Source organism: Paenibacillus herberti, from assembly GCF_002233675.1.
Classification (GTDB): domain Bacteria; phylum Bacillota; class Bacilli; order Paenibacillales; family Paenibacillaceae; genus Paenibacillus_O; species Paenibacillus_O herberti.
This window is the reverse complement of the sequence record NZ_NMUQ01000004.1, coordinates 300125-323852: the sequence shown is the minus strand read 5'-3', so window position 1 is coordinate 323852 and position 23728 is coordinate 300125. Positions and strand designations below refer to the sequence as shown.

At 52.5% G+C, this 23728-nt stretch carries 16 protein-coding genes, 3 tRNA genes and 1 rRNA gene; 18 read left to right on the top strand and 2 right to left on the bottom strand.

The features are described from left to right. Positions 1-127 precede the first annotated feature (127 nt). From CGZ75_RS24040 to CGZ75_RS24015, 6 genes are all read left to right on the top strand, one after another. Positions 128-3059: ribosomal RNA gene (locus CGZ75_RS24040) — 23S ribosomal RNA — on the top strand. Between the two features lie 83 nt (positions 3060-3142). Further along, positions 3143-3219: transfer RNA gene (locus CGZ75_RS24035), tRNA-Met, on the top strand. A 36-nt stretch (positions 3220-3255) separates the two neighbouring features. After that, positions 3256-3332, top strand: a tRNA-Asp gene (locus CGZ75_RS24030). Positions 3333-3355: 23 nt separating this feature from the next. Beyond that, a tRNA-Gly gene (locus tag CGZ75_RS24025) sits at positions 3356-3430 on the top strand. Positions 3431-3602: 172 nt separating this feature from the next. After that, the gene (locus CGZ75_RS24020) at positions 3603-4496 is read left to right on the top strand and encodes an NAD-dependent epimerase/dehydratase family protein (RefSeq protein ID WP_245851137.1); all 894 of its coding nucleotides are present in this window, start codon (positions 3603-3605) and stop codon (positions 4494-4496) included. Between the two features lie 96 nt (positions 4497-4592). Next, positions 4593-5738 carry an SPL family radical SAM protein gene (locus CGZ75_RS24015; protein ID WP_176445004.1) on the top strand — a complete coding sequence of 382 codons (1146 nt, stop codon included), beginning with the start codon at positions 4593-4595 and terminating at the stop codon, positions 5736-5738. Here CGZ75_RS24015 and CGZ75_RS24010 read toward each other — a convergent pair. Continuing rightward, positions 5735-5968 (bottom strand): hypothetical protein, encoded by a 234-nt coding sequence (locus CGZ75_RS24010; protein WP_089526954.1) that lies wholly within the window; start codon positions 5966-5968, stop codon positions 5735-5737. The two genes, CGZ75_RS24015 and CGZ75_RS24010, sit on opposite strands and share 4 nt — an antisense overlap. A gap of 130 nt (positions 5969-6098) precedes the next feature. Between CGZ75_RS24010 and CGZ75_RS24005 the strand changes: the two genes are divergently transcribed. From CGZ75_RS24005 to msrB, 11 genes are all read left to right on the top strand, one after another. After that, the gene (locus tag CGZ75_RS24005; RefSeq protein WP_245851133.1) at positions 6099-7082 is read left to right on the top strand and encodes a helix-turn-helix transcriptional regulator; all 984 of its coding nucleotides are present in this window, start codon (positions 6099-6101) and stop codon (positions 7080-7082) included. A 208-nt stretch (positions 7083-7290) separates the two neighbouring features. Beyond that, entirely contained in the window at positions 7291-7725 is a 435-nt protein-coding gene (locus tag CGZ75_RS24000) for a MarR family winged helix-turn-helix transcriptional regulator (RefSeq protein ID WP_089526952.1), read from the top strand. 36 nt (positions 7726-7761) lie between these two features. Next, entirely contained in the window at positions 7762-10953 is a 3192-nt protein-coding gene (locus CGZ75_RS23995) for an efflux RND transporter permease subunit (protein WP_089526951.1), read from the top strand. 239 nt (positions 10954-11192) lie between these two features. Continuing rightward, complete coding sequence (locus CGZ75_RS23990; RefSeq protein WP_089526950.1) at positions 11193-12194, top strand: aldose 1-epimerase; 1002 nt, start codon at positions 11193-11195, stop codon at positions 12192-12194. 77 nt (positions 12195-12271) lie between these two features. Further along, positions 12272-13054 carry an SDR family NAD(P)-dependent oxidoreductase gene (locus CGZ75_RS23985; RefSeq protein WP_089526949.1) on the top strand — a complete coding sequence of 261 codons (783 nt, stop codon included), beginning with the start codon at positions 12272-12274 and terminating at the stop codon, positions 13052-13054. A gap of 70 nt (positions 13055-13124) precedes the next feature. After that, positions 13125-15938 (top strand): CHASE3 domain-containing protein, encoded by a 2814-nt coding sequence (locus CGZ75_RS23980; protein ID WP_089526948.1) that lies wholly within the window; start codon positions 13125-13127, stop codon positions 15936-15938. Between the two features lie 63 nt (positions 15939-16001). Next, positions 16002-16349, top strand: coding sequence for a LapA family protein (locus tag CGZ75_RS23975; RefSeq protein WP_089526947.1), 348 nt, complete (start codon positions 16002-16004; stop codon positions 16347-16349). A gap of 127 nt (positions 16350-16476) precedes the next feature. Beyond that, positions 16477-17925: a nicotinate phosphoribosyltransferase gene (locus CGZ75_RS23970; protein ID WP_089526946.1), complete on the top strand. Its 1449-nt coding sequence runs from the start codon at positions 16477-16479 to the stop codon at positions 17923-17925. Then, the gene (locus CGZ75_RS23965; protein WP_089526945.1) at positions 17900-19189 is read left to right on the top strand and encodes an alpha/beta hydrolase; all 1290 of its coding nucleotides are present in this window, start codon (positions 17900-17902) and stop codon (positions 19187-19189) included. The genes CGZ75_RS23970 and CGZ75_RS23965 overlap by 26 nt, the downstream gene beginning before the upstream one ends. Before the next feature lie 31 nt (positions 19190-19220). After that, the gene (locus CGZ75_RS25515) at positions 19221-19373 is read left to right on the top strand and encodes a hypothetical protein (protein WP_176445003.1); all 153 of its coding nucleotides are present in this window, start codon (positions 19221-19223) and stop codon (positions 19371-19373) included. Between the two features lie 123 nt (positions 19374-19496). Continuing rightward, on the top strand, positions 19497-20459 hold the full coding sequence (gene msrB, locus CGZ75_RS23955; RefSeq protein WP_089526943.1) for a peptide-methionine (R)-S-oxide reductase MsrB: 963 nt from the start codon (positions 19497-19499) through the stop codon (positions 20457-20459). Between the two features lie 96 nt (positions 20460-20555). On the opposite strand, the gene CGZ75_RS23950 is transcribed toward msrB, so the two are convergent. Continuing rightward, positions 20556-21137 (bottom strand): TetR/AcrR family transcriptional regulator, encoded by a 582-nt coding sequence (locus CGZ75_RS23950; RefSeq protein WP_089526942.1) that lies wholly within the window; start codon positions 21135-21137, stop codon positions 20556-20558. 272 nt (positions 21138-21409) lie between these two features. Between CGZ75_RS23950 and CGZ75_RS23945 the strand changes: the two genes are divergently transcribed. Next, positions 21410-23698 (top strand): YhgE/Pip domain-containing protein, encoded by a 2289-nt coding sequence (locus CGZ75_RS23945; RefSeq protein ID WP_089526941.1) that lies wholly within the window; start codon positions 21410-21412, stop codon positions 23696-23698. The last annotated feature ends 30 nt before the right edge of the window (positions 23699-23728 follow it).

The window sequence follows — 23728 nt, the reverse complement described above, 5'->3', positions numbered from 1 at the left end:
AAAACACCTTGTACCTTGAAAACTGGATACGAACGATATGAAATGCTGAAACATCCGATAGCTGTTGCTTACCTGTCAGCTTGTCTTCGGACAAGGTGAAGCGAAGGTTCGTTAGAACCGGAGCATTGGTTAAGCTACTAAGAGCGCACGGAGGATGCCTAGGCGCCAGAAGCCGAAGAAGGACGTGGCGAACCACGATAGGCCTCGGGGAGCTGTAAGCAAGCGTTGATCCGGGGATTTCCGAATGGGGAAACCCAGCTGGAGTAATGTCCAGTTACTGCGATGTGAATACATAGCGTCGCGTGAGGCATACCAGGGGAACTGAAACATCTAAGTACCCTGAGGAAGAGAAAACAATAGTGATTCCGTCAGTAGCGGCGAGCGAACGCGGATTAGCCCAAACCAAGGGGCTTGCTCCTTGGGGTTGTGGGACGTCTCACATGGAGTTACAAAGGAATGGGTTAGGCGAAGAGGTCTGGAAAGGCCCGCTACAAGAGGTAAAAGCCCTGTACCCAAAAGTCCATTCCCTCCGAGACGGATCCCGAGTACCGCGAGACACGTGAAACCTCGTGGGAATCCGGCAGGACCATCTGCCAAGGCTAAATACTCTCTGGCGACCGATAGTGAAGCAGTACCGTGAGGGAAAGGTGAAAAGCACCGCGGGAGCGGAGTGAAATAGAACCTGAAACCGTGCGCTTACAAAAAGTCAAAGCCCTATTACTGGGTGATGGCGTGCCTTTTGTAGAATGAACCGGCGAGTTACGTTCACGTGCAAGGGTAAGTCGGGAAGACGGAGCCGCAGCGAAAGCGAGTCTGAATAGGGCGAGAGAGTACGTTGATGTAGACCCGAAACCGGGTGATCTACCCCTGTCCAGGGTGAAGGTGCGGTAACACGCACTGGAGGCCCGAACCCACGAATGTCGAAAAATTCGGGGATGAGGTGGGGGTAGCGGAGAAATTCCAATCGAACCCGGAAATAGCTGGTTCTCCCCGAAATAGCTTTAGGGCTAGCCTCGGTGTTGAGCATGCTGGAGGTAGAGCACTGATTGGGTGCGGGGCCCGCCAAGGGTTACCAAGTCCAGTCAAACTCCGAATGCCAGTCATGTATAACCGGGAGTCAGACGGTGAGTGCTAAGATCCATCGTCAAGAGGGAAACAGCCCAGATCATCAGCTAAGGTCCCCAAGTGTGTGTTAAGTGGGAAAGGATGTGGAGTTGCCCAGACAACCAGGATGTTGGCTTAGAAGCAGCCACCATTTAAAGAGTGCGTAATAGCTCACTGGTCGAGTGACTCTGCGCCGAAAATGTAACGGGGCTAAACACACCACCGAAGCTATGACATGTACCATTAGGTACTTGGGTAGGGGAGCGTTGTGTATGGGTAGAAGTCAGACCGTAAGGACTGGTGGACAGTACACAAGTGAGAATGCCGGTATGAGTAACGAAAAGATCAGTGAGAATCTGATCCGCCGAAAGCCTAAGGGTTCCTGAGGAAGGTTCGTCCGCTCAGGGTAAGTCGGGACCTAAGGCGAGGCCGAAAGGCGTAGTCGAAGGACAACAGGTTGATATTCCTGTACCACCGTAAACCGTTATGAGCAATGGGGTGACGCAGAAGGGTAGTAACGCGGACCGATGGATGTGTCCGTCCAAGCAGTGAGGCTGGTTTGTTGGCAAATCCGCAAACCGTATAAAGCTGGGCTGTGATGGGGAGGGAAAATTATAGTACCGAAGGTTATGATCTCCAGCTGCCAAGAAAAGCCTCTAGCCAGGTGAAGGTGCCCGTACCGCAAACCGACACAGGTAGGCGAGCAGAGCATGCTAAGGCGCGCGGAATAACTCTCGTTAAGGAACTCGGCAACATGACCCCGTAACTTCGGGAGAAGGGGTGCCTCGGTAGGGTGAATAGCCCGAGGGGGCCGCAGTGAAAAGGCCCAAGCGACTGTTTAGCAAAAACACAGGTCTGTGCGAAGCCGTAAGGCGAAGTATACGGGCTGACGCCTGCCCGGTGCTGGAAGGTTAAGGGGAGCGGTTAGGAGCAATCCGAAGCTGTGAACCGAAGCCCCAGTAAACGGCGGCCGTAACTATAACGGTCCTAAGGTAGCGAAATTCCTTGTCAGGTAAATTCTGACCCGCACGAATGGCGTAACGACTTGGGCGCTGTCTCAACGAGAGATCCGGTGAAATTTTAATACCTGTGAAGATGCAGGTTACCCGCGACAAGACGGAAAGACCCCATGGAGCTTTACTGTAACTTGATATTGGACTTTGGTACGATCTGTACAGGATAGGTGGGAGCCTAAGAAGCCGGAGCGCCAGCTTCGGTGGAGGCACCGTTGGGATACCACCCTGATCGTATCGGAGTTCTAACCTGCTGCCGTGAAACCGGCAGAGGGACCGTGTCAGGTGGACAGTTTGACTGGGGCGGTCGCCTCCTAAAATGTAACGGAGGCGCCCAAAGGTTCCCTCAGAATGGTTGGAAATCATTCGAAGCGTGCAAAGGCATAAGGGAGCTTGACTGCGAGACCTACAAGTCGAGCAGGGACGAAAGTCGGGCTTAGTGATCCGGTGGTACCGAATGGAAGGGCCATCGCTCAACGGATAAAAGCTACCCTGGGGATAACAGGCTTATCTCCCCCAAGAGTCCACATCGACGGGGAGGTTTGGCACCTCGATGTCGGCTCATCGCATCCTGGGGCTGAAGTAGGTCCCAAGGGTTGGGCTGTTCGCCCATTAAAGCGGTACGCGAGCTGGGTTCAGAACGTCGTGAGACAGTTCGGTCCCTATCTGTCGTGGGCGCAGGAAATTTGAGAGGAGCTGTCCTTAGTACGAGAGGACNGGGATGGACGTACCGCTGGTGTACCAGTTGTTCCGCCAGGAGCACAGCTGGGTAGCTACGTACGGACGGGATAAGCGCTGAAAGCATCTAAGCGCGAAGCCCCCCTCGAGATGAGATTTCCCAGTATGTAAGACCCCTAGAAGACGACTAGGTTGATAGGTTCGAGGTGGAAGCGCAGCAATGCGTGCAGCTGACGAATACTAATCGGTCGAGGGCTTATCCAAATCAGTGAAGCAACAGCCGGTCAGCACGGCGTATCGTTCGATCCAGTTTTCAGGGCGCAAGCTTTGAAGAAGATTTGTACTGGCGCGGGGTGGAGCAGTCCGGTAGCTCGTCGGGCTCATAACCCGAAGGTCACAGGTTCAAATCCTGTCCCCGCAACCAATCTTTCCTGCTACATAGGAATTGATGTGATTATCTGGAGCTGTGGTGTAGAGGCCTAACATGCCTGCCTGTCACGCAGGAGACCGCGGGTTCGAATCCCGTCAGCTCCGCCATTTTTTTGATTTATTTTACATATGCGGAAGTGGCTCAGCGGTAGAGCATCGCCTTGCCAAGGCGAGGGTCGCGGGTTCGATTCCCGTCTTCCGCTCCATAAATAACAGTTGAAGCTGCCTACTTAGGCGGCTTTTTTATTTTTTCAAAGGAACGTTAATTACATGAACAACCCTGTTTCTTTCAGCTTATTTCTTTAGCGAAAGGGGCAGGGTTGATTCTTTATACAGCGAATGATTAGTAACAATAAAGCTTAGGAGGGATAAATATTGATGAAGATTCTGGTACTGGGTGGAACACGTTTTATGGGAAAACATCTGGTCGACGAGCTCCTTCGGGAGGGTCATGTGGTATCTGTAGGATCAACCGGGCAAACGGTCGTACATTACGACGGTGAGGTGGAAAGACTCACGCTGAACCGGGAAGATAGGGCCTCTCTCGAAGCAGCTGTTCAAGGCAGAGAATGGGACATTGTTTACGATATGATCTGTTATTCGCCGGACGATGCTCGGTTAGCGGTAAATATGTTCACAGGTAAGACGAAAAAGTACATTCTCGTATCCTCGTTGTCGGTCTATCTTCCTGCTGAGCACGGACAAAAGGAGGAGGAATGGAGCCCCTATGGCTATCCGGTTACAGGCACTGACCGACATTCACTGTCCTACGCGGAGGGCAAGCGTCAAGCGGAGGCGGTGTTTGCTGATGGGACTGCATTCCAGGCGGTGATGGTACGTCCTCCATTTGTGCTCGGGATGGATGACTATACCCGGAGGCTGCATTTTCATGTGGAAAAGGTGATGAAGGGTGAGACGATTGGTATGCCCGCACCAGAGGCCAGAGTTCAGTTCATCCGTTCTGACGAAGCGGGACGGTTCTTGAGCTGGCTCAAGACTGCTTCGCTGACCGGACCTGTTAATGCTTGCTCCACCGGCAGCATCCCTCTGAGTGAACTGCTTGGCCTTATTGAGACGGTCACTGGCAAAAAGGCAATAACGGCTCCGGAGGCACCACAGAAGAACATGTCGCCCTATGGTGTGGAACAGTCCTGGTATATGGACAATGGGAAGGCGGAGGCGGCAGGTTTTGAATTTGAACGGCTGGACAATTGGCTGCCTGAGCTTATAAACCAGCTGGTGCAGCAGCTTCGCGAGGAATCAAAGCTTTAAAAAGCTGTAAATATTGGTTTCCATTGCAGGATGAGGGCGGGCATGGTATAGTACTTCTATATACGAGAACAAATGTTCTTGTTTGGGAGGTGCAGCATGCAAACAGCTCATTGGGAGACGATTGGGGTCAAGCAGCTGATGACAAGAGTTAAAGAGGAAAAAATGCCATTCGGCTGGTCAATCAATCCCTATCGCGGCTGTGCGCATGGCTGCGGATTCTGCTATGCAAGAGCTTTTCAATCGTTCATCGGGATGGACAGCGACGATTTTCAAAGCCGGATCCTCGTTAAAGAGAACGCGGCCGAGGCGCTGCAGCGGCAGCTTCATCGTATGGCGGCGAGTCGCAACTTTGATCTCCCAGTTCTTGCGCAGGACATCGGCCATATCGCAATCGGTACAGCGACAGACCCTTACCAGTCCGCAGAGGGGAGCTACAAGGTCACGAGGGAATGCCTCAAGGTACTAGCTCGTTATCAGGTTCCATTCTCTATCACGACTCGCTCTCCGCTCGTACTTCGCGACTTGGATGTGTTAGCGGATTGTCGTCTTCTCTCGATTAATATTAGCCTGAACACGCTTGACGATGGGCTGATTCGCTCGCTTGAGCCGGGCTCACCACTTTCCGGGCAGCGGCTTAGAGCTGTACGTGAGTTGAGGGAGTCTGGTTTTCGCGTTGGAGTGTTTGCGGCTCCCATTTTGCCTCTGCTAGGAGATTCGCGAAGTCAGCTAAACGAGCTAATGCAGGCGGTCAAGGCTTCCGGAGCCCAGTTTATGATGAGCTCGCTACTGCGTCTGAGCCCAGAAGTGAAGAACTGGTATTATAGCATTTTACGAGAGGTTGCTCCTGAAGCGCTACCTACTTACGAACGGATATTTCAAGGGGCATACGCGATTCGCAGTTACTCGGAGGAGATACAGTGTCGAGTAGATGAGCTGAGGAGGATTCATGGTCTGCCGCATTCTGCTAGTGATCACGATGCTGTCGGAACGACTGTTAGGGCTGATGGAACAGCGGCTTCTGTTGGTGGAGCGGCGCCTTGCGTTGAAGGAGCAGAGCCTTTCATTGGTGGAACAACGCCTTGCGCTGGTGAAGCCGTAGTCTCTGTTAGTGGAGTAGTTTCGGAAAAACCACAGGGAGGCACACTACATGCCAAGCTTTTCAAGCTCAGGGAAAGACCCGGAGCTGGAATCAGCCCGGGGCGTGTGGTGGAAGTGATGGAGCAAATGTCGCTACCGATCTAGAATCCGGTGTTGTATTTGCGGGCGCTGGATGAATCGTTTTTCGTGTGTGTTTTATCTTTTTCATCCTGCTGCTCGATCGTCAGATCCTCAACGGGGATAGAATCAACGTTCTGTTGAGAGGGATCCCGATCCATTTGGCTTTCCTTCTTGGTTGGGAATTGCTCCGGGTGATCCCGGTCCACTATGCTTGAATTGTTTTGATCCAGCTTTTTATCACGGGGTTCTGTCATGCTGATCACCTCTTTCAGGGAATGTAACGCCTGCAGCCGTGATCGGTAAAGGGCGGAGGCTTGTTGTCCTTTCTTACCCACTGCAGCTCAATAAGTAACGAGAATGATAGGATGGGAGGAGAATTCTGGGATGAAGCTGGAGAGAATGCTCGGCATAACGATGCTCCTGCTGGGCAGACGCCGTGTTGGCGCACAGGAGCTGGCCGACCGATTCGAAGTATCGCTCAGGACCATCTATCGGGATCTTGAAGCGTTGAATACAGCGGGAGTTCCGGTCATTTCGTACCCGGGCCTCGACGGTGGGTATGAGATTATGGAGAGTTTCCGGCTGGATAGACAGTACTTAAGCCTTGAGGAGTTGCGCTCCATTATTGTGGCGCTCAAGGGAGTACAGTCTGTGCTAAGCGAGCAACAGGTTGGCACACTGCTCGACAAGGTTGGAGCGCTGCTGAAACGCTCTGGAACGGCAGGTATTGCAGATGAAATTGGCAGCCGTATGATAATCGACCTTAATCCATGGCGTGGCGACGATAGTCAACGAGCGATGCTGGAGCAGTTGAGTCAATCGCTTGAGGCTTGCACAGCCGTTAGCATTATGTACATGGACTGGCAGGGAAAGCAGAGCGAAAGGGAAATTGAACCGATTGGCCTTATGATGCGAGACATGACCTGGTATTTGTACGGCTACTGTAGGCTGAGACAGGATTATCGCTCTTTTCGTCTCAGCCGCATCGATCAATTGACTGTATTGTCTGACTGCTTCAAGCGTCATTCCATGACAATTCAGGAGCTCGACCGGCGCTGGCAAGAGGATGAAGAATACCGGATTCGTTTGCGGCTTCTATTTCATCCAAGTGTGAAAACCCGAGTAAGGGATGACTACGGCCCTCAAGCGATTGAGACTCGCGAGGACGGTTGGCTGTTAGTCGAATGTGAGGGCTACAAAGGCTACTGGCTGTATTCCAGGCTTCTCAGCTACGGCCCCTACCTAAGAGTTCTCGGGCCGGAAGAAGTGGCACATGAAGTTCTTCTGCAAGCAGCCAGCATCGTAGAGCAGTATTCATCACTAGGGCATGAAGTGGGGTCCGGGAGCGTGTTTGAGGCTAAGGCATGAAACCAATTTAGTGACTGTGTTTAGTGTTAAAACATGGAGTGAATTCGGCGAACGGTATTCAGTAATTAGACATTATACATATTCGCCGATGAAGATATGGAAAGAGTTAGATAAAAGCCGCTTGTCTGTTGACAGGCGACTTTTTTTTATGATATTGTTCGATTATCAAATTGTTCGATTATAGAACTTGTATCGAAGGGAGTACCGCATGGATAACGCCCAATTGAAACCTATTATTGAACGCTACGAAGCAGCGAGCTTTTCTGTTACTCGGAGATTTAACGCTCTAGTCCAGGATAAACTTCCTGCTGATATGACTCGGGAGCAGGTCTCGATGATCAGGTATTTGAGCCTGAACGTCGTTAGTACCTCATCAGAGCTTGCTCAAGCTTTTTGCGTAGGGAAAAGCAGCATCACTTCTATTATTACGAAGCTGGTGGACAAAAATCTGATTTATCGGAAGCCGGATCAGCAAGATCGAAGAGTGACACATCTGGTTTTAACGGAAGAAGGGAAGCGAGTGGCTGAGGAATTCGGTCAGCTCATATCGGATACGATTGGCCATTACATTAGCGATTTCAGCGACGAGGATGCGATTCAATTTATCGAAACCTTTGAGGCGCTTGCAGCCAGGCTGAAGTAATAAGAGAGATCGGCTGAACAAAGGGGAGAACTAGCGGTGAGAATAATACTAAGATGGCGCTGGGCAATATTAATCGCATGGATTGCGCTAGCAGCGGGCTTGATGTTGCTGGCTCCAGATATGCAGCAACTGGTGAGGGAAAAAGGCCAAGTTACAGTGCCGGACGGATATTCCTCCTCGCAAGCAATGAAGCTGCTCAATGAGAAGGAAGCACAATCTGCTTCCTCAAGCGGTGGGAAGGATCAGCTTTCTGCTGTGCTTGTTTTCCATCGGTCAGAGGGGCTGACTGGAGCCGACAAAGAAGAAATCCAACGTGGTCTAACGGCAATTGCCGGACAGAAGAATCTTGGCATAGCCTCGGTAACCGGACCGTTCGACCAGAAAGAGCTGGAGGATCAGCTCGTAGCGAAAGACGGCAAGACGGTTCTGGCGCTCGTTTCGATTGAAAGGAGTGGCAAGGAATACAAGGAGCTGCAGGATAATTTGTATGCCGCAGCTTCTGAAATCAAAGTGGAGCACTATTACACCTCAGGTTGGTTAGTTGAAGAGGATCAGACTCGCAGCTCGATGGAAGGGCTGGCTAAGACGGAGTACATTACGGTCATTTTCATCCTCGTTATTCTTTTCCTTGTGTTTAGATCCGCTGTTGCACCATTCATCCCTTTGCTGGTTGTAGGGCTTAGCTATTTACTTTCTCAGTCGATTGTAGCTATTTTGGCGGAATATGCAGATTTCCCGATCTCTACTTTCACGCAGATCTTTATGGTAGCAATCATGTTCGGCATTGGTACGGACTATTGCATTCTAATCATCAGTCGCTACAAAGAAGAGCTTGCAAGCGGCCTCGATCGGACGGAAGCGATTGTCCGCACCTACAAGCAGGCAGGCCGAACCGTACTTATTTCTGGAGCTGCCGTATTGATCGGCTTCTCCTCCATCGGCTTCTCGACTTTTGCACTGTATAAATCTGCGGTTGCAGTTGCAGTTGGTGTTGCAGTGCTGCTGCTCGCACTTCTGACGCTGGTGCCATTTTTCATGGCAGTGCTCGGCAATGCGTTGTTCTGGCCGCGGAAGGGGGCGCTGGATCATAGCGAGAGTAAGCTTTGGGGCCGGATGGGGCGTTTCTCGATGCGTAAGCCGCTGTGGGCGATTCTGCTGCTGGCGATAGTCATCGTGCCGTTCCTTACTTCTTATCGCAATGCGATTTCCTTCAACTCCCTTGACGAAATCGGGGATAAGTATAATTCAGTGAAAGCTTTCAATATCGTCTCGGGCAGCTTCGGTCCTGGAGATTCAATGCCTTCTACAGTAGTCCTAAAAGCTGACAAGAGCTTCGACACGAAGGAGGGTCTAGCAGCGCTGGAGCAGGTGAGCCGCGAGCTGGCTAAGGTTGAGGACGTTAAGTTAGTGCGGAGCGCGACCAGGCCGACAGGAGCACCTTTGGAGGATCTGGAGGTCGCTTCCCAAGCGAATACACTGGAGAGCGGAATCGGTCAAAGCACGGATGGACTCGACAAAATCGGCAAAGGGTTGTCGGATGCCAGCGCTAGCTTGGCTGCCAATGCTCCGAAGCTTGAGGAGGCGTCTGCAGGTGCTGGTGAGCTAGTCAGCGGCACCGCCGAGCTGCAGAGCGGAGTGGAGCAACTGGAAGACGGACTCCGTCGGATCCAGCGAGGATTGGAAGACGGCTCGGCCGGTGCAGCCGAGCTCAATACGGGCCTGGAGCAGGCGCGGGCCAGCGCCGAGAAGCTGGCTGCTGCCAGCAGTGAGTTGTTAAAGGGCTACCGCCAGGCGGAGGGCGGTTTAGGCCAACTAAGCGACGCTTACGGCCAATTGGCTGATAGTCAAAAGCAGCTAACTCAAGGATTATCCGGCTTGGAACAGGCGATGAAGGCGCTTGGCGGCAAGTACCCGGATCTGGCTGCTGATGAGCAGTACCAGGCAGCGATGCAATCGCTAGGCGGCTTGCAAGGAGGAGCAGAGCAGCTTGGCGAAGGACTGCAAAAGGCAAACACGCAGCTTGCAGGAGCTGTGCAAGGTCTTGGCAAGGCGAATAGCGGTCTGGAGCAGGCTAGCGCTGGTCAAGCAGCGCTTGGAGATGGCTTACAGAAGCTGGTTTCCGGCATCTCCGAGCTTCAAAAGGGCATCTCTCAGGCAGCGAACGGCCAAGGCCAGATCATCGGAAAGCTGCCACAGGTCACTTCCGGCTTCAATGAGTTGCAAGGCGGTCAGAAGCAGCTTCAGCAAGGTTTTGTCGATCTGAATAAGCAGTTGGATCAGTTGACCAGCGGACTAAGCGAGAGTGCAAACGGCATCAACCAAGTATCCACAGGATTGTCGGATGCAAAGTCCTATCTGAGTGAACTCTCGGCATCGCCGAACGGTGATCTGACTGGTTGGAATTTACCGGAGCAGGCACTAAAGGACGAGGAGTTCCAAAAAGCAGTCAACGCTTATGTATCAACTAAAGGAAACATCGCTTCATTAGATGTTGTGTTTAATTCCAATCCGTATGAGAAGAAGACGCTAGACCGTATTCCGGATGTCGAAGCTGCGATTAAGCGTGGCCTTGCTGGAACGGAGTTCAGCAACTCCCAATATGCAGTTGGAGGCATTACGAGCACGCAGCATGATCTCAATATGATTTCCAAAGCGGATTATTCCCGCACCGTCATTCTGATGATGATCGGAATATCGATCATTCTGATTCTGTTGTTCCGCTCTTTCGTTATTCCAGCTTATATTATGGCATCGCTGTTGATCACCTATTACACATCAATGGCAGTGGCGGAAGTTATCTTTAGCCGAATCATGGATTATTCCGGCATTAGCTGGCCGGTGCCATTCTTTAGCTTCGTGCTGCTGATTGCTCTAGGCGTTGATTATAGCATCTTCCTGCTGGATCGCTTCCGAGAGTATAAGCATATGCCGGTTCGAGAGGCGATTTTGCTAGCTATGCGCAACATGGGATCGGTTATCTTGTCGGCTGCTGTCATACTTGGAGGTACTTTTGCTGCAATGCTTCCTTCCGGCGTGATGTCGCTGATGCAGATTGCGACCATTGTTCTTATTGGCCTGCTACTTTATGCAGTGCTCATTCTCCCGTTATTCATCCCCGTTATGGTGCGGATGTTCGGCCAAGCCAACTGGTGGCCGTTCATGCCAAAAGATAGCCAAGAAAAGATGACGGATTCCGTTTCGACAGAGCCTTATCCAGTTGATCGCTAACAAAATGAAACCGTGTAAGGCCAATCGAGTCATACTAAGCTCTAAGCTTGGAATGACTCGTGTAAGGCCAATGGGGTCATCTCGACCTCTAAACCTTAGCATCCAGCCTCTGAAGTCAGCGACTTCAGAGGCTTTTTCTATGCAACTGGAGTCTCCACATTCTGTATAGCGGCATAGATAAACATTCAAGCAATATGGTACTCTAGTAGCAGTGAATGATAGAGAGGAGCGGTCGCGAAATGGGAGCAAGCAGTGCATTTGAAGGCATCTATCAAGGCCAAAAAGCGATCTATTTGCGAGCAGGAACTTACGAGGCGGTAATGCTGCCGGAAATCGGCGGTAATATGATTGCTTTTCGTGATCTGACAACAGGATATCGGTTCCTGCGGGAGCCTTCACAGGAAGATATGTCGAAGTTTCGGGAAACTTCGACGGTATGGGGCATCCCTGTGTTATTTCCTCCTAATCGTTTTGAGGATGGCCGCTTTCCGTTTCGAGATAGAATCTATCAATTGCCAGTGAACGAACCGGAAAGGGATAATCATCTGCATGGTTTTCTTTATCAGGTGCCATGGGAAGTGGAGAGCTTCGGCAGCAAGGGTGAAGAGAGCTTTGTAACCGTGTCGGTGCGTGTCGATGAAGAGCATAGCGCCTATCGGCGCCTGCCGTTCCGGTACACGGTGAAGCTGCATTATACGTTGAGCCCGGACGGGCTCGCACAGAGGGTGACTGTGCGCAACGACGGACAAGAGGCGATGCCATGCCTGCTTGCTTTCCATACGACGCTGAATGTGCCGTTTGCTCCTGGTAGCAAGGAGAGCGACTATCGGATGAAGCTCACGGTCGGCCAGCGTTGGGAAATGAATGAGCGGATGCTGCCTACGGGCCGTTATCTTCCTCTTGAACCGCAGGAAGAGGCGATGAAAGGAGAAGGCGTTGATCCATTCTGGACCTCGCTGGATCACCATTATACGGTAGAGCCTCAGAACGGCCGCAATCGGATGGAGCTGACAGATACGAAGCGCAATGTAACGCTTGTATACGATGTGGGTACCTCCTACAAACAATGGATGTTATACAATAATGGAGGCAAGGACTTTGTTTGCCCTGAACCGCAGGTCAATCTTGTCAATGCGCCTAACACCAATTTACCTGCGGAGGAGATCGGACTGTTTAGTCTGGAACCCGGAGATATTTGGGAAGAGCGGGCCCGTTTATATGTGAAAGTTAATTCTCATTAATTGAACTTCCGACACTAGCGTCGATTTCCCGGGAAATGTCCCGTCTTAAGAGAGAATTTTGGCGGTAAGGAGGACCTATGGATCTGAATCTGCACCAAAAAAGAGCAATTGTTACTGGCGGCAGCAAAGGCATTGGCTTCGCAACGGCAATGACTTTGTCCCAAGAGGGGGCGAAAGTGGCCCTGATCGCGCGCACAAAGGATGAGCTTGAGGCTGCAGCAGCACGCATCCGTGAGCAAACAGGCGGTGAAGTACTCGCCGTTCAAGGAGATGTGTCGGACGAAGCGTCCGTCTACGAGGCTGTCCGCTCTATTGCGGACGCTTGGGATGGCGGGCTAGATATTCTAGTCAACAATGCTGGTACTGCTGCGGGAGCTCCTTTTGAGAAAGTGGGCTCGTTGGCTTGGAAAACAGATTTGGACCTCAAGCTGCTAGGGGCGGTACAGATGACACAGGCTGTCCTTCCTTATATGAAGAGTAGTGGAGGGGCAATCGTCAATGTAACTGCAATCGGAGGCAAAACGCCGCCTAAATCATCACTGCCCTCCTCGGTATCTAGAGCGGCGGGCATTGCCCTTACGAAGGCGATGAGCCGAGACTTGGCCGAGTTCGGAATTCGGGTCAATGCGGTATGCATCGGCCTTATTCGCAGCGCTCAAATTGAAGCGGTCTGGAAGCGGACAAGTCCAGAGCTGACTTGGGAGCAGTACGCGCAGGATGCGCGTCATGACATTCCTTTGGGCAGGATCGGAGATACGAATGAGGCGGCCAAAGCCATTGTGTTCCTTGTTTCCAGCGCTGCTTCTTATGTGACAGGAACTGCTCTCAATATCGACGGTGGCAAATCGCCGACAACCTGAGATAACGGTATATATTCAATGCCTGTCCGCTTGACGGTGCAGCGCACAAGACAGGAGCATAAGCAAAACAATGGCAACAGCCTCTAATCTCCTATCCAAAAGAAGATTCACCATTCGCAGCAAAATCATATCCGGCTATGCCGTTATTTTGACCTGCCTCGCGGTATCGATCCTGATTGTATTCGCGCAGTTGTCAGCGGTGCAGAGGGAAACGGAGCGTGTAACCGAGCATGATATTGCTGTACAGAACCTGACCTATGCCATTGAAAAGAATATGCTGGACATGGAAACCGGCCAGCGGGGTTTCATTATTACGGGAGAAGATAATTATTTGGAGCCGTATCACTCGGGCTTTTCCCAATGGCAATCCAACTACAGCCGGCTGTTAGGCATGATGGAGGACAACTCCTCTCAAACAAAGGCACTGGAGCTGGTGCACGCATCGATTGAGGAATGGTTGGATATTACTTTGCCTATCATTGACTCCAAGCAAAGAGGGGATCAGGACGCGATTACAGAGTTTTATGCCGTCGACAGAGGCAAGCAAAATATGGATCAGCTACGTGGAATGTTCGACGCTTTCCGCCAGACGGAGCAGCAGCAAGTCGTCCAGCGGTTGGAGAAGCTTGATCAGAACAATCAGCTCCTGCAAACGAGCCTGATCTCACTGTTTCTGTTCTCGCTGGCGCTTTCCGGCATATTCGCATGGGCAATTTCGCGTTCTATTATCCGTACATTAACGAGCGTGACTGATTCCATTACTGGCATGACGGAAGCGGACATACCTGGGAAGGAGCAGCTGTCGACACGTATCGCAATCACCTCCCGCGACGAGATCGCCGACCTGGCGATGGCGACTAACCGCTTGTTAGATGATTTTGAGGGACGTAGCTGGATGCAGCAAGTAGTACTGGAGCTTGGAGGAAAGTTGCAACAGACATCCACCAGTGAAGATACGAGCGAGGTTATGGTCGCAGCGATGGCTGAAGCTTTGCAGGCTCCGTATGCCGTACTGTATGTGCTGGATTCCTTCAAATCCGGCCGTAAGCTCCGACTAGCAGCTTCTGTGGCGGAGGAGCCTGGTCTGCGGGCAAGCCTCTTGCCAACCTTCGATTATAACGAAGGTCTTGTAGGTAGATGCGCAGCTGAGCAGCGCCTGCGGCACTATGAGATGCCCCAGGATTATGTGAAAGTTAGCTCGGGGCTTGGTAGTGCACAGCCACAACATCTGTTGCTCGTCCCAGTTATATATGAGAACCGGGTAATGGCTGTGCTTGAGATGGCTCGATTCTCTTCCTTCAGTGCGCTGGAGCAGCGGCTCGCCGCAGAAGCCGCGGAGCAGCTAGGTGTGGCATTGCATCGTGTCCACATTGCCCAAGAGATCAAGTCGCTGCTGCAGGAGTCCCAATCCATGACCGAGGAGTTGCAGATACAGGCCGAGGAGCTCCAATCACAGCAGGAGGAGCTATCCACTTCTAACGAACAGTTGGGCAGGCAAGTACAGCTGTCTGAGGAGAAGTCGCTTAGGCTGGAGCAAATTCAGCAGGAGCTTACTCTTTATGCTGCTGAGCTGGAGCGCAACTCCCGCTACAAAAATGAGTTTATGGCCAATATGTCTCATGAGCTGAGGACTCCACTCAATAGTATGCTGATCCTTTCCCAGATGCTGGCTGAAAATCCGGAACGTAATCTGTCTTCGAAGGAAGAGGAGTTCGCCAAGGTCATTCATTCGGCGGGAACCGATCTGCTCACGCTGATCAATGACCTTCTCGATCTTTCCAAGATTGAAGCCGGTAAAATGGAAGTGGCAATGGAGCCTGTCAATCTGAGTGAGCTTCCTGACTTGATTCATTCCGCTTTTCGGGGCCATGCTGAACGAACGGGCCTTGAGTTCACTGTCATCCGCCGGATGGATGTGCCGGATCTGATGGTTACTGACGAACAGCGTCTCATGCAGATTCTCAAAAATCTGCTGTCCAACGCTTTCAAATTTACCTCGGCGGGAGAAGTATCGCTGGTCATCTCGCAAGCAAGTCAGGAGACGGTCGACAAGCTTCTGCCGAAACGGATCGGAACATCCGTCCTATCGTTCGAGGTTAAGGATACTGGAATCGGCATTGATCCTGCCAAGCAGGAGCTAATTTTCGAAGCTTTCCGCCAAGCGGACGGTACAACAAGCCGCCAGTTCGGCGGCACAGGTTTGGGCTTGTCCATTTCCCGCGAGCTGGCATCCTTATTGCAGGGCTGTTTGACCGTGCATAGCGAGCCCGGAGTGGGGAGCATTTTCACGCTGTATGTGCCTTCCTTGCATACGGAAACTCGCTTACATGATCTAAAGTTAGCTGAGGGAGCAGGATTGAGCTGGGGTAATGAGTCCGGCCATACGCTGGTATTGCCTCCGTCGGAGCTTTCAGATGAAGAGAAGTTAAGGAATCAGCTGGAGGACCGTTCAAAACAGTTTCCTGCAGCCGCTTCCGAGGTGGCCGATTCGTTGCTGAACTCCTATTATGGCAGGAGGGTGCTCGTCGTTGATGACGATATTCGCAATGTGTACAGCCTGACCAGCTTCCTTGAAAAGGGCGGTATAGAAGTCATTTCGGCGAACAATGGAAGTGAAGCGCTGGAAGTTCTGGATGCTGTGCCATGTGATCTCGTGCTGATGGATATGATGATGCCGGTTATGGATGGTTACGAGGCCATTCGCCAGATTCGAACCCATCCGGAGCATCATAATCTGCCGGTCATCGCCATTACCGCCAAGGCAATGCCGCAGGATCGAGAGCTGTGCTTGCAAGCAGGAGCCTCGGATTATATCACCAAACCCCTGAATCTGGATCAGCTAAATTCATTGCTGGAGGTCTGGATGCTCCGTAAAAGAGTTTAACCCGTCATGATTATGGGTTAAAAGGGAACAATAAGGTAACAATGCGGATAGGGTGGTTGGCATATGAAATCCCAAGGTTTGCTTATCTCAGGTCTAATCTTTGCCTTGATTATCGCTATATTCGCAGTCATTAATGTCGATCCGGTACAGGTCAATTTCCTGTTCGTGCAGACGAGTTTGCCACTGATCCTCGTTGTTCTCGGTTCTGCTCTGCTTGCTGGATTGAGCGTTGGATTGTTCGGCATCATTCGCTCCTATCGGCTGCAACGACAAATAAAGGCTTTGCAAAGGGAGCTTGATGGGCTCAAAGCGGAGCCGCATGGCTACTCGCTTACGACTATGCCATCCCGAGCGTCTACGGATTTAGCAGCAGACCCTGCTGCCGAACCGGTCCGTCAGCCTGTCGAATAGTCGGTAGCCTGGATAGCTGCGCCTTTGGGCGCAGCTTTTGCATTTGTCATAAGTTGTATAAATGGAAGGAAGGCGAACGCTGTCTTTCTTGTAATCGCATAAGACGGATTTGAAAGGGGGGAGACCGATGGAGCCGTCAATCGCTCTACATACCGATAAGTATCAGATAAACATGATGTATGCCCATTGGAAAATGGGAACCCATAACCGCAGGGCCGTTTTTGAAATGTATTTCCGCAAGCTGCCTTTCGGTAATGGCTACGCCGTGTTTGCCGGCCTGCAACGGATCGTCGATTACATTCTGGAGCTGCGTTTCTCGGAAGAGGAGCTGGTTTATTTACAGCAGCAAGAGGAGCGATACGATCCTGCATTTATCGATGAGCTGCGCCGTTTTCGATTTAGCGGTAGCATCGACGCCGTCCCGGAAGGGACGCTCGTATTTCCGAATGAGCCGCTTGTAAGGGTAGAGGGTCGTATTATGGAGGCGCAGTTCGTTGAAACAGCCATTCTTAATATGGCTAACTATCAGACGCTAATCGCGACCAAGGCATCCCGTATTAAGCAGGTGGCTGGCGATGATACGTTGCTTGAATTCGGCACACGCAGAGCCCAGGAGATGGACGCTGCGGTATGGGGAGCGCGGGCTGCTTATGTTGCTGGATTTGACGCTACGAGTAATATGCGGGCCGGCCTGCTTTTTGGCATTCCTGCGAAGGGGACGCATGCCCATGCTTGGGTACAGGCGCATGACTCCGAACTGGAAGCATTCGAGCGTTATGCCGAAGCGTTGCCTGACGGAGTGACGCTGCTCGTTGATACTTATGATACGCTCGGCAGCGGAGTACCTCATGCGATCGAGGTTGCTCGGCAGCTTAGAGCGAAGGGCAAGGAGATGCAAGCGATCCGGCTGGATAGCGGCGATCTGGCTGTGCTGTCCAAGGAGGCGCGCCGGATGCTGGATGAATCAGGGTTTCCAAATGTACGCATCGTGGCTTCCAATGACTTGGACGAGCATATCATGATGAACCTCAAGGCACAGGGTGCGGCTATTAATACATGGGGAGTTGGTACTCAGCTCATCACAGCTGCTGACCAGCCATCGCTTGGTGGTGTGTACAAGCTCGCCGCGATTGACCGCGGTAAAGGGTATGAGCCAGTTATCAAGCTCTCGGGCAATCTGGATAAGGTAACTAATCCCGCTGCCAAGTCTGTGCACCGGTTAATCGATCCTGACACGGGGTATGCACTCGGGGATTACATGGCGCTACGCGAAGAAGATGTTAGCGGCGGTAAAGCGCTGAAGCGCATTGATCCGGCTCATCCCTATGTAAACTCAGTTCTGTCCCGTTACGAGGCGGTGCCGCTTCTACGCTCGGTATTTCGAGATGGGAAGTTAGTCGCGCCACTTCCGAATTTGGAAGAGATCCGCAGCTATCATCGCGCCCAGCTGGCGCTGTTCCGTCAGCCGTATTTGCGTAAGCTGCATCCGGAGCCTTACCCGGTCTCGTTCAGCAAGCAGCTATGGCAGTTAAAAACGGAGATGATCCAGCGTGTTCAAGGTCCAGCGGAAGAGTAAACTTTCTGGCGGTAGACTGGCACTACCGATTCGCATGCTGCTGGCAGCGGTGCATGCCGGTTCATGGATGACAGGCCGCCCTCTTTCACGCATGCGCTGGCGGATGGGCCTGTTCATGAAGGCGCTGGATGTAGCCGCTTTCCTGAAAATTCCCGGCCAGGCCGTCGATTGGGGCGATCTCGAGCTGCCGACGGTCAATGGGCGGACCATTCCTGTTCGCTGGTATCGGCCGAAAGCCGTATCCCCGGATGCGAAAGCTTTGCTTCTACCGGTCATTTTGTATTTTCATGGCGGCGGGTTCGCACTCGGCGACCATCGGGTCCGCCATCGTTACAATGGGACCTGGGCGCAGCTCAGCGGATGTTTGTTCCTGTCGGTCGGATACCGACTTGCCCCGGAGCATCCCTATCCTCAGGGAGCCGATGATGCTTATGAGGCGCTGCTTTGGGCTTCGCGGAATGTCAGTCAGTTCGGCGGCGACCCTGAACGGCTCGCCGTTGCTGGCGAAAGCGCTGGCGGCAACATCGCGGCAGTGACCGCGCTGCGCTCAGTTCACAATGGAGGACCGAAAGTGAAAGCGCAAGCGCTGCTCTACCCGGCGGTCGATTTGACTGGAGGGAATGGGCCCGGTTCCACTTCACAGCCGTCGCTGCGGGAGAACGGCCGAGAGTACTTGCTGACTCTAAGGTTATTGCATCAGTTCGTAGACGGCTACGCGGAGCCAGGGGAACGCTCTTTGCCGGATGTTTCTCCGCTGCTCGCGGAGGAGCTTGGCGGTCTGCCGCCAACGCTGGTCGTTACGGCGGAGCTTGATCCGTTGCGTGATCAGGGAAAGCTATATGCAGAGCGGTTACAGGCTTTCGGAGTCCCGGTAGAGTATCGGTGTTATGACGGGATGATTCATGATTTTACGGCGATGATGCCGGGCTGGCTACCGGAGGCCGAACATTCGCTAAGACTGGCGGCTGAGTTCTTGAAGGAGCGGCTGCTGGAGGTACCGAGGGTTGAGGAAGAGGTTAGGGCCAAGGTTGAGGAAGAGGCAGCGGGATTAGAGCGAATCATCGGGGAAGATAAGCCCATGAGTGTTGGGCGAATGCTTACGGAGGAAGAGGCAGCGAGTGTCGAGCGGATGGTTTCGGATGATGACAAGCCTACAGATTTTGTGGCGCTCGTGGCTGAGATTCATGTAGCTGGGTCGCGCGAGCATTTCGACGAAATGGGCCGGGAGGCTGGAGAGGGGATTAAGGATGGGAGACCAGGCTGAAATCGGGGAACTGTTAGAGGAGATTATTAAGTTGAAAACCAGATGCGCGGAGCTGGAAGCGGAGAGAGATCGTTTTGCCGCCGAAGCGGTGCGTCTTGGCGTGGAAGCGCAGCGGTTGCGGCGCCGACTTGGCGGCTCGACCCAGGGGATGAACACGCGGTTGCAAGAAGCGCTGAGGGAGTAGATTTTGGACATTACAGCGCCATGTTCGCTATAATGAAGTAAGCGACTAGAACAGCGATCGAAAGAAGGATTTGTTCGCGGAGCGAGTTTTGTTATTAAATTTCAACCCGGGAGGGATAGGCATATGGCTACAAATAATCAGCAGCTGGCGACGTTCGCCGGTGGATGTTTCTGGTGCATGATATCTCCGTTCGAGGAGCTTCCTGGAATTATTCGCATCGTATCTGGTTATACGGCCGGGCATGTAGAAAATCCGACTTATGACCAAGTGTGCCAAGGAAATACCGGTCATACCGAGGCGGTTCAGATCACATACGATCCGGAAGTATTCCCGTACGCCAAGCTGTTGGACATTTACTGGCAGCAGGTCGATCCGACCGATGCGATGGGACAGTTCGCTGACCGCGGTGACTCCTACCGTCCAGTTATTTTTTATCATTCGGAGGAGCAGCGCAAGTTGGCCGAGGAGTCCAAAAGGGCGCTTCAAGATAGCGGGCGCTTTGACAAGCCGATCGTCGTCACGATTGAGCCTGCCGCTCCTTTTTATGAGGCGGAGGATTATCATCAGGACTATCACAAGTCGCATCCATTCCGCTACAAGATGTACCGCAGAGGCTCTGGCCGCGACAAGTTCATTGAGCAGCATTGGAAAATGGACAAAAACGAGGATGAGCTGCGCGCCACTCTGACGCCGATGCAGTTTGAAGTGACACAGAATAACGGCACCGAGCCTCCGTTCCGCAATGAGTTCTGGGATCATAAAGAGGAAGGCATCTACGTAGACATCGTATCCGGCGAACCGCTGTTCAGCTCCCTGGACAAGTATGACTCGGGCTGTGGTTGGCCGAGCTTCACGAAGCCGCTGGCAAAGCCGAGTGTGAAAGAGAAGTCGGATTCCACGCTCTTCATGCTGCGTACAGAAGTGCGTAGCGCCGTTGCTGATTCCCACCTCGGGCATGTGTTCGATGATGGTCCGAAGGACAAGGGCGGCCTGCGCTACTGTATCAATTCGGCTGCGCTGCGGTTCGTTCCGGTATCGCAACTCGAAGAAGAGGGTTATGGGGAGTACCGTTCTCTGTTCCACTAAGCCAGCTTTAGTTAGCATATATTCAGGAAAGGCCTTCGCGAACCGCGTCAATGCGGTTAACGAAGGCCTTTTTTTGAATCTGGATTGTTTCGCGCTTCAGGAGGTCTCCGAGATTCCATCTAGGAAATACAGCTCGAACAGCCGCATCACATCTTTTTCCTTGAATGGCTGTCCAGATACAGCTGGCCAGTCCACAACGAGCGTAATGAACAGCTTGACCAACACATAGGCGGTCAGCTTTGGATCGCAAGGTTTGAGCTCCCCTTTGGCGACGGCGTCTTGTACGGCCTCTGCCACGAAGTCGAGCAGCGCTTCATCCATCATATGGATGCCGAATCCGGCTGCTGCCGTACCGATCTCTTTCATTTCCATTGTGAGGCGGGAAATGAGCTCATGTTCTTTGCGGTAGTTGAGCACATCAAGCAGAGCGCGGTGAAGATTTTCGGCAAACGGCTTGCCGGGATCGATTGCCCTCTCAGCTAACGCCAGAATTTCCGCGACAAAGTTCTTCATGATTTCCTCGAACAGCTGCTCTTTATTATCAAAAAAAGTATAGATCGTCCCTTTACCAACACGCGCGATTCGAGCCACTTGATCCATAGTCGTAGCCTTGTAACCGAACATGGTGAAGGATTTGGCGGCGGCATGGACGACTTCTGCCCTCCGGTCTATAGACATTGTGCAAGCCCCCTATGATAGGCGTTTCCGCTTGATTTTGTTCTCCATTATTGACTCAGTGACTGTAGAACGGAATAAGTATATCAGTCAGTTTGAAGCAGGCGTAACTTTTTTATACGGTCAAGCTCTATTTTGGGTTTCATCAATTAACAGAAATACGGGGGATAAGCTGAGAAAGGTTGGAAGTTGCAAGTTTGAAATAGGCGTGATAAAGTTGTTTATGACCAAATGACCGAATTTGATTTTTAGTCATAAAGGAGACGAGAATTATCATGAAGGCATTGAAAACCATTGGCAAAGACCTGAAGGTCATGTTCACGAAGCCAATGCTCGCCATTTCCTTCATCGCCGTTGCATTTGTCCCAATTCTTTATAGCGGCTTCTTAATTGAAGCCTCATGGGATCCCTACGGCAAGCTGGAGAAGATTCCAGTAGCGGTGGTGAACGAGGATAAAGGAACTGTTTATGAGGGTGAACAGCTCGATGTCGGCCGCGAATTCGTCGCAGAGCTGAAGGATAAAGCGGAGTTCGACTGGGATTTTGTAACTGCTGAACAGGCGGCTAAGGGCATAGAGGCTAACGAATATTATATGCAGATTACGATTCCGCAAGACTTTTCGAGCAAGGCATCTACTCTGATGAACGATAAACCCGAGCAAGCGGAAATTATTTTCGAGCCTAACGGAGACTATAACTTCATCGCGGGTCAGATCGGCAGCTCAGCGATAAAGGACATCCGAGCTGAACTGAACGCCAGCATCACCGAGGCTTATGCTCGCAGCATGCTTTCACAGGTTAAAGAGATTTCGGACGGATTCGCCGATGCTCGTGATGGAGCTGGCGAGCTGAAGGATGGGGCTGGGAAGCTCGATGATGGCTTCGCCACGCTGAAAACGAACCTCGCCAAACTGGCAGAGGGCACGACTGAGCTGAGGGACGGCGTATCGCCGCTGGCGGATGGCGCCGCCTTGCTGAAAGACGGCACGCGCTCGCTGGCGGAAGGAAGCGGCTCGCTTGCCTCAGGCCTTGTGCAGCTGCAGCAAGCAAGCGGCCAACTGGCCGCCGGAGCAGGGGTAGCCGACAAGGGGGCGTCACAGCTTGCTACGGGGCTGACCTCCTCGGCAGAAGGCAGCGCCAAGCTGCAGCAGAGCCTGGAGCAGTCGGCAGCTGGCAGCACCAAGCTGGCGGAAGGCTTGCAGCAATCGGCTGCAGGCAGCGCCAAGCTGGCGGATTCGCTCGCAGCGGCGGAGGAAGCCGGCGGCAAAGTATCTGATGGAGCCGCGCAGCTTGCTGCTGGGCTTGATTCTTTGATGGGGGCGAATCCGCAGCTGGCGGAGAGCGAGCAGGGTAAAAAGCTGCTCGCGGCCAGCCGGCAGCTTGCCGAAGGCAGCGCCGGGCTGAGCGCGGCGCAGAAGGGGCTGACAGCTGGCGGCAGCGAGCTTGCAGCCAGTCAGCAACAGCTGCTGACTGGTGCATCCTCGCTGGATGCCGCGCAGCAGCAGCTACTGCAGGGAAGCACGCAACTGAGTGCAGGCCAGCAGCAATTGCTTGCAGGAGCACAGCAATTGCAAAAAGGCACAAACGGGCTGAACGAAGGCATGACGCAGTTCGGCAGTAAGCTCTCCGATGCCGCAAGCGGTGGAGCCGAGCTTGCAAGCGGCGCAAAAACCGCCAGCAGCGGCGCCTTGCAGCTTACGAACGGACTCGGCCAGCTTGTTGGAGGAGTTGGCACGGTCGCGGATGGAGCAGTGAAGCTGGAAGACGGCGCCGGTGAGCTGGAAAACGGCGCGAGCAAACTAGTAGATGGCTCTGGCGAGCTGCAGGGCAAGCTTGGCGAAGCGGCTGGTAAAACGGCTGACGTTAAAAACAGCGACGAAACAGTATCGATGTTTGCCGATCCGGTGAAAATTAAAGAGAATGAAACGCGCAAAATTGAAAAGTATGGCATGGGCATCGCACCTTACTTTATTTCAATAGCACTATTTGTTGGTGCACTGTTCTTTACAACTGTCATCTCGTCGAGGGAATCATTCCAGCCCAATACGACAAGGCTTGGACGGTTCCTGAGCCGCACGGTTACCTATTTACTGATGAGTCTTAGTCAGTCGGCAGTCGCCATACTGATTCTACTGTACGGACTTAAGCTCGATGTTGGCAACGTACCGCTATTTGTTGCTTTAATTTTTGCGGCGAGCCTTGCCTTCACCTTCATCATTCAAGCGCTGGTTACTTGGGGCGATCAAGTGGGTCGATTTATCGCTGTAATGATGATGATTTTGCAGCTGACATCTAGTGCAGGTACGTTTCCGGTTGAACTGCTGCCATCTTGGATGCAGGCGGTTCATCCGTGGTTGCCAATGTCGCATAGTATAACCGGACTTAAAGCTGCTATTGCGAGCAACGGCGATGCCTCCGTCGTTTATGATCAGCTTGGCTATCTCGGCATTTATGCAGCGATTGCTCTGGCAGCGACAGCACTCTACTTTGGCATCAAAGGTCGGCGCATTAATACCGATCTGTCGGGGCGAGTTGAGTCTTCGACAACAGCATCACAAGTTTAAGCAACCCCGATAAAACCCGTCCGTTCATGG

Coding starts and splice junctions, on each gene's coding strand:
- CGZ75_RS23945 (WP_089526941.1), top strand. CDS start 21,410: ATGAAGGCATTGAAAACCATTGGCAAAGACCTGAAGGTCATGTTCACG.
- CGZ75_RS23970 (WP_089526946.1), top strand. CDS start 16,477: ATGGAGCCGTCAATCGCTCTACATACCGATAAGTATCAGATAAACATG.
- CGZ75_RS24010 (WP_089526954.1), bottom strand. CDS start 5,968: ATGACAGAACCCCGTGATAAAAAGCTGGATCAAAACAATTCAAGCATA.
- CGZ75_RS23990 (WP_089526950.1), top strand. CDS start 11,193: ATGGGAGCAAGCAGTGCATTTGAAGGCATCTATCAAGGCCAAAAAGCG.
- CGZ75_RS24000 (WP_089526952.1), top strand. CDS start 7,291: ATGGATAACGCCCAATTGAAACCTATTATTGAACGCTACGAAGCAGCG.
- msrB (WP_089526943.1), top strand. CDS start 19,497: ATGGCTACAAATAATCAGCAGCTGGCGACGTTCGCCGGTGGATGTTTC.
- CGZ75_RS24015 (WP_176445004.1), top strand. CDS start 4,593: ATGCAAACAGCTCATTGGGAGACGATTGGGGTCAAGCAGCTGATGACA.
- CGZ75_RS24005 (WP_245851133.1), top strand. CDS start 6,099: ATGAAGCTGGAGAGAATGCTCGGCATAACGATGCTCCTGCTGGGCAGA.
- CGZ75_RS23985 (WP_089526949.1), top strand. CDS start 12,272: ATGGATCTGAATCTGCACCAAAAAAGAGCAATTGTTACTGGCGGCAGC.
- CGZ75_RS24020 (WP_245851137.1), top strand. CDS start 3,603: ATGAAGATTCTGGTACTGGGTGGAACACGTTTTATGGGAAAACATCTG.
- CGZ75_RS23950 (WP_089526942.1), bottom strand. CDS start 21,137: ATGTCTATAGACCGGAGGGCAGAAGTCGTCCATGCCGCCGCCAAATCC.
- CGZ75_RS23980 (WP_089526948.1), top strand. CDS start 13,125: ATGGCAACAGCCTCTAATCTCCTATCCAAAAGAAGATTCACCATTCGC.
- CGZ75_RS23975 (WP_089526947.1), top strand. CDS start 16,002: ATGAAATCCCAAGGTTTGCTTATCTCAGGTCTAATCTTTGCCTTGATT.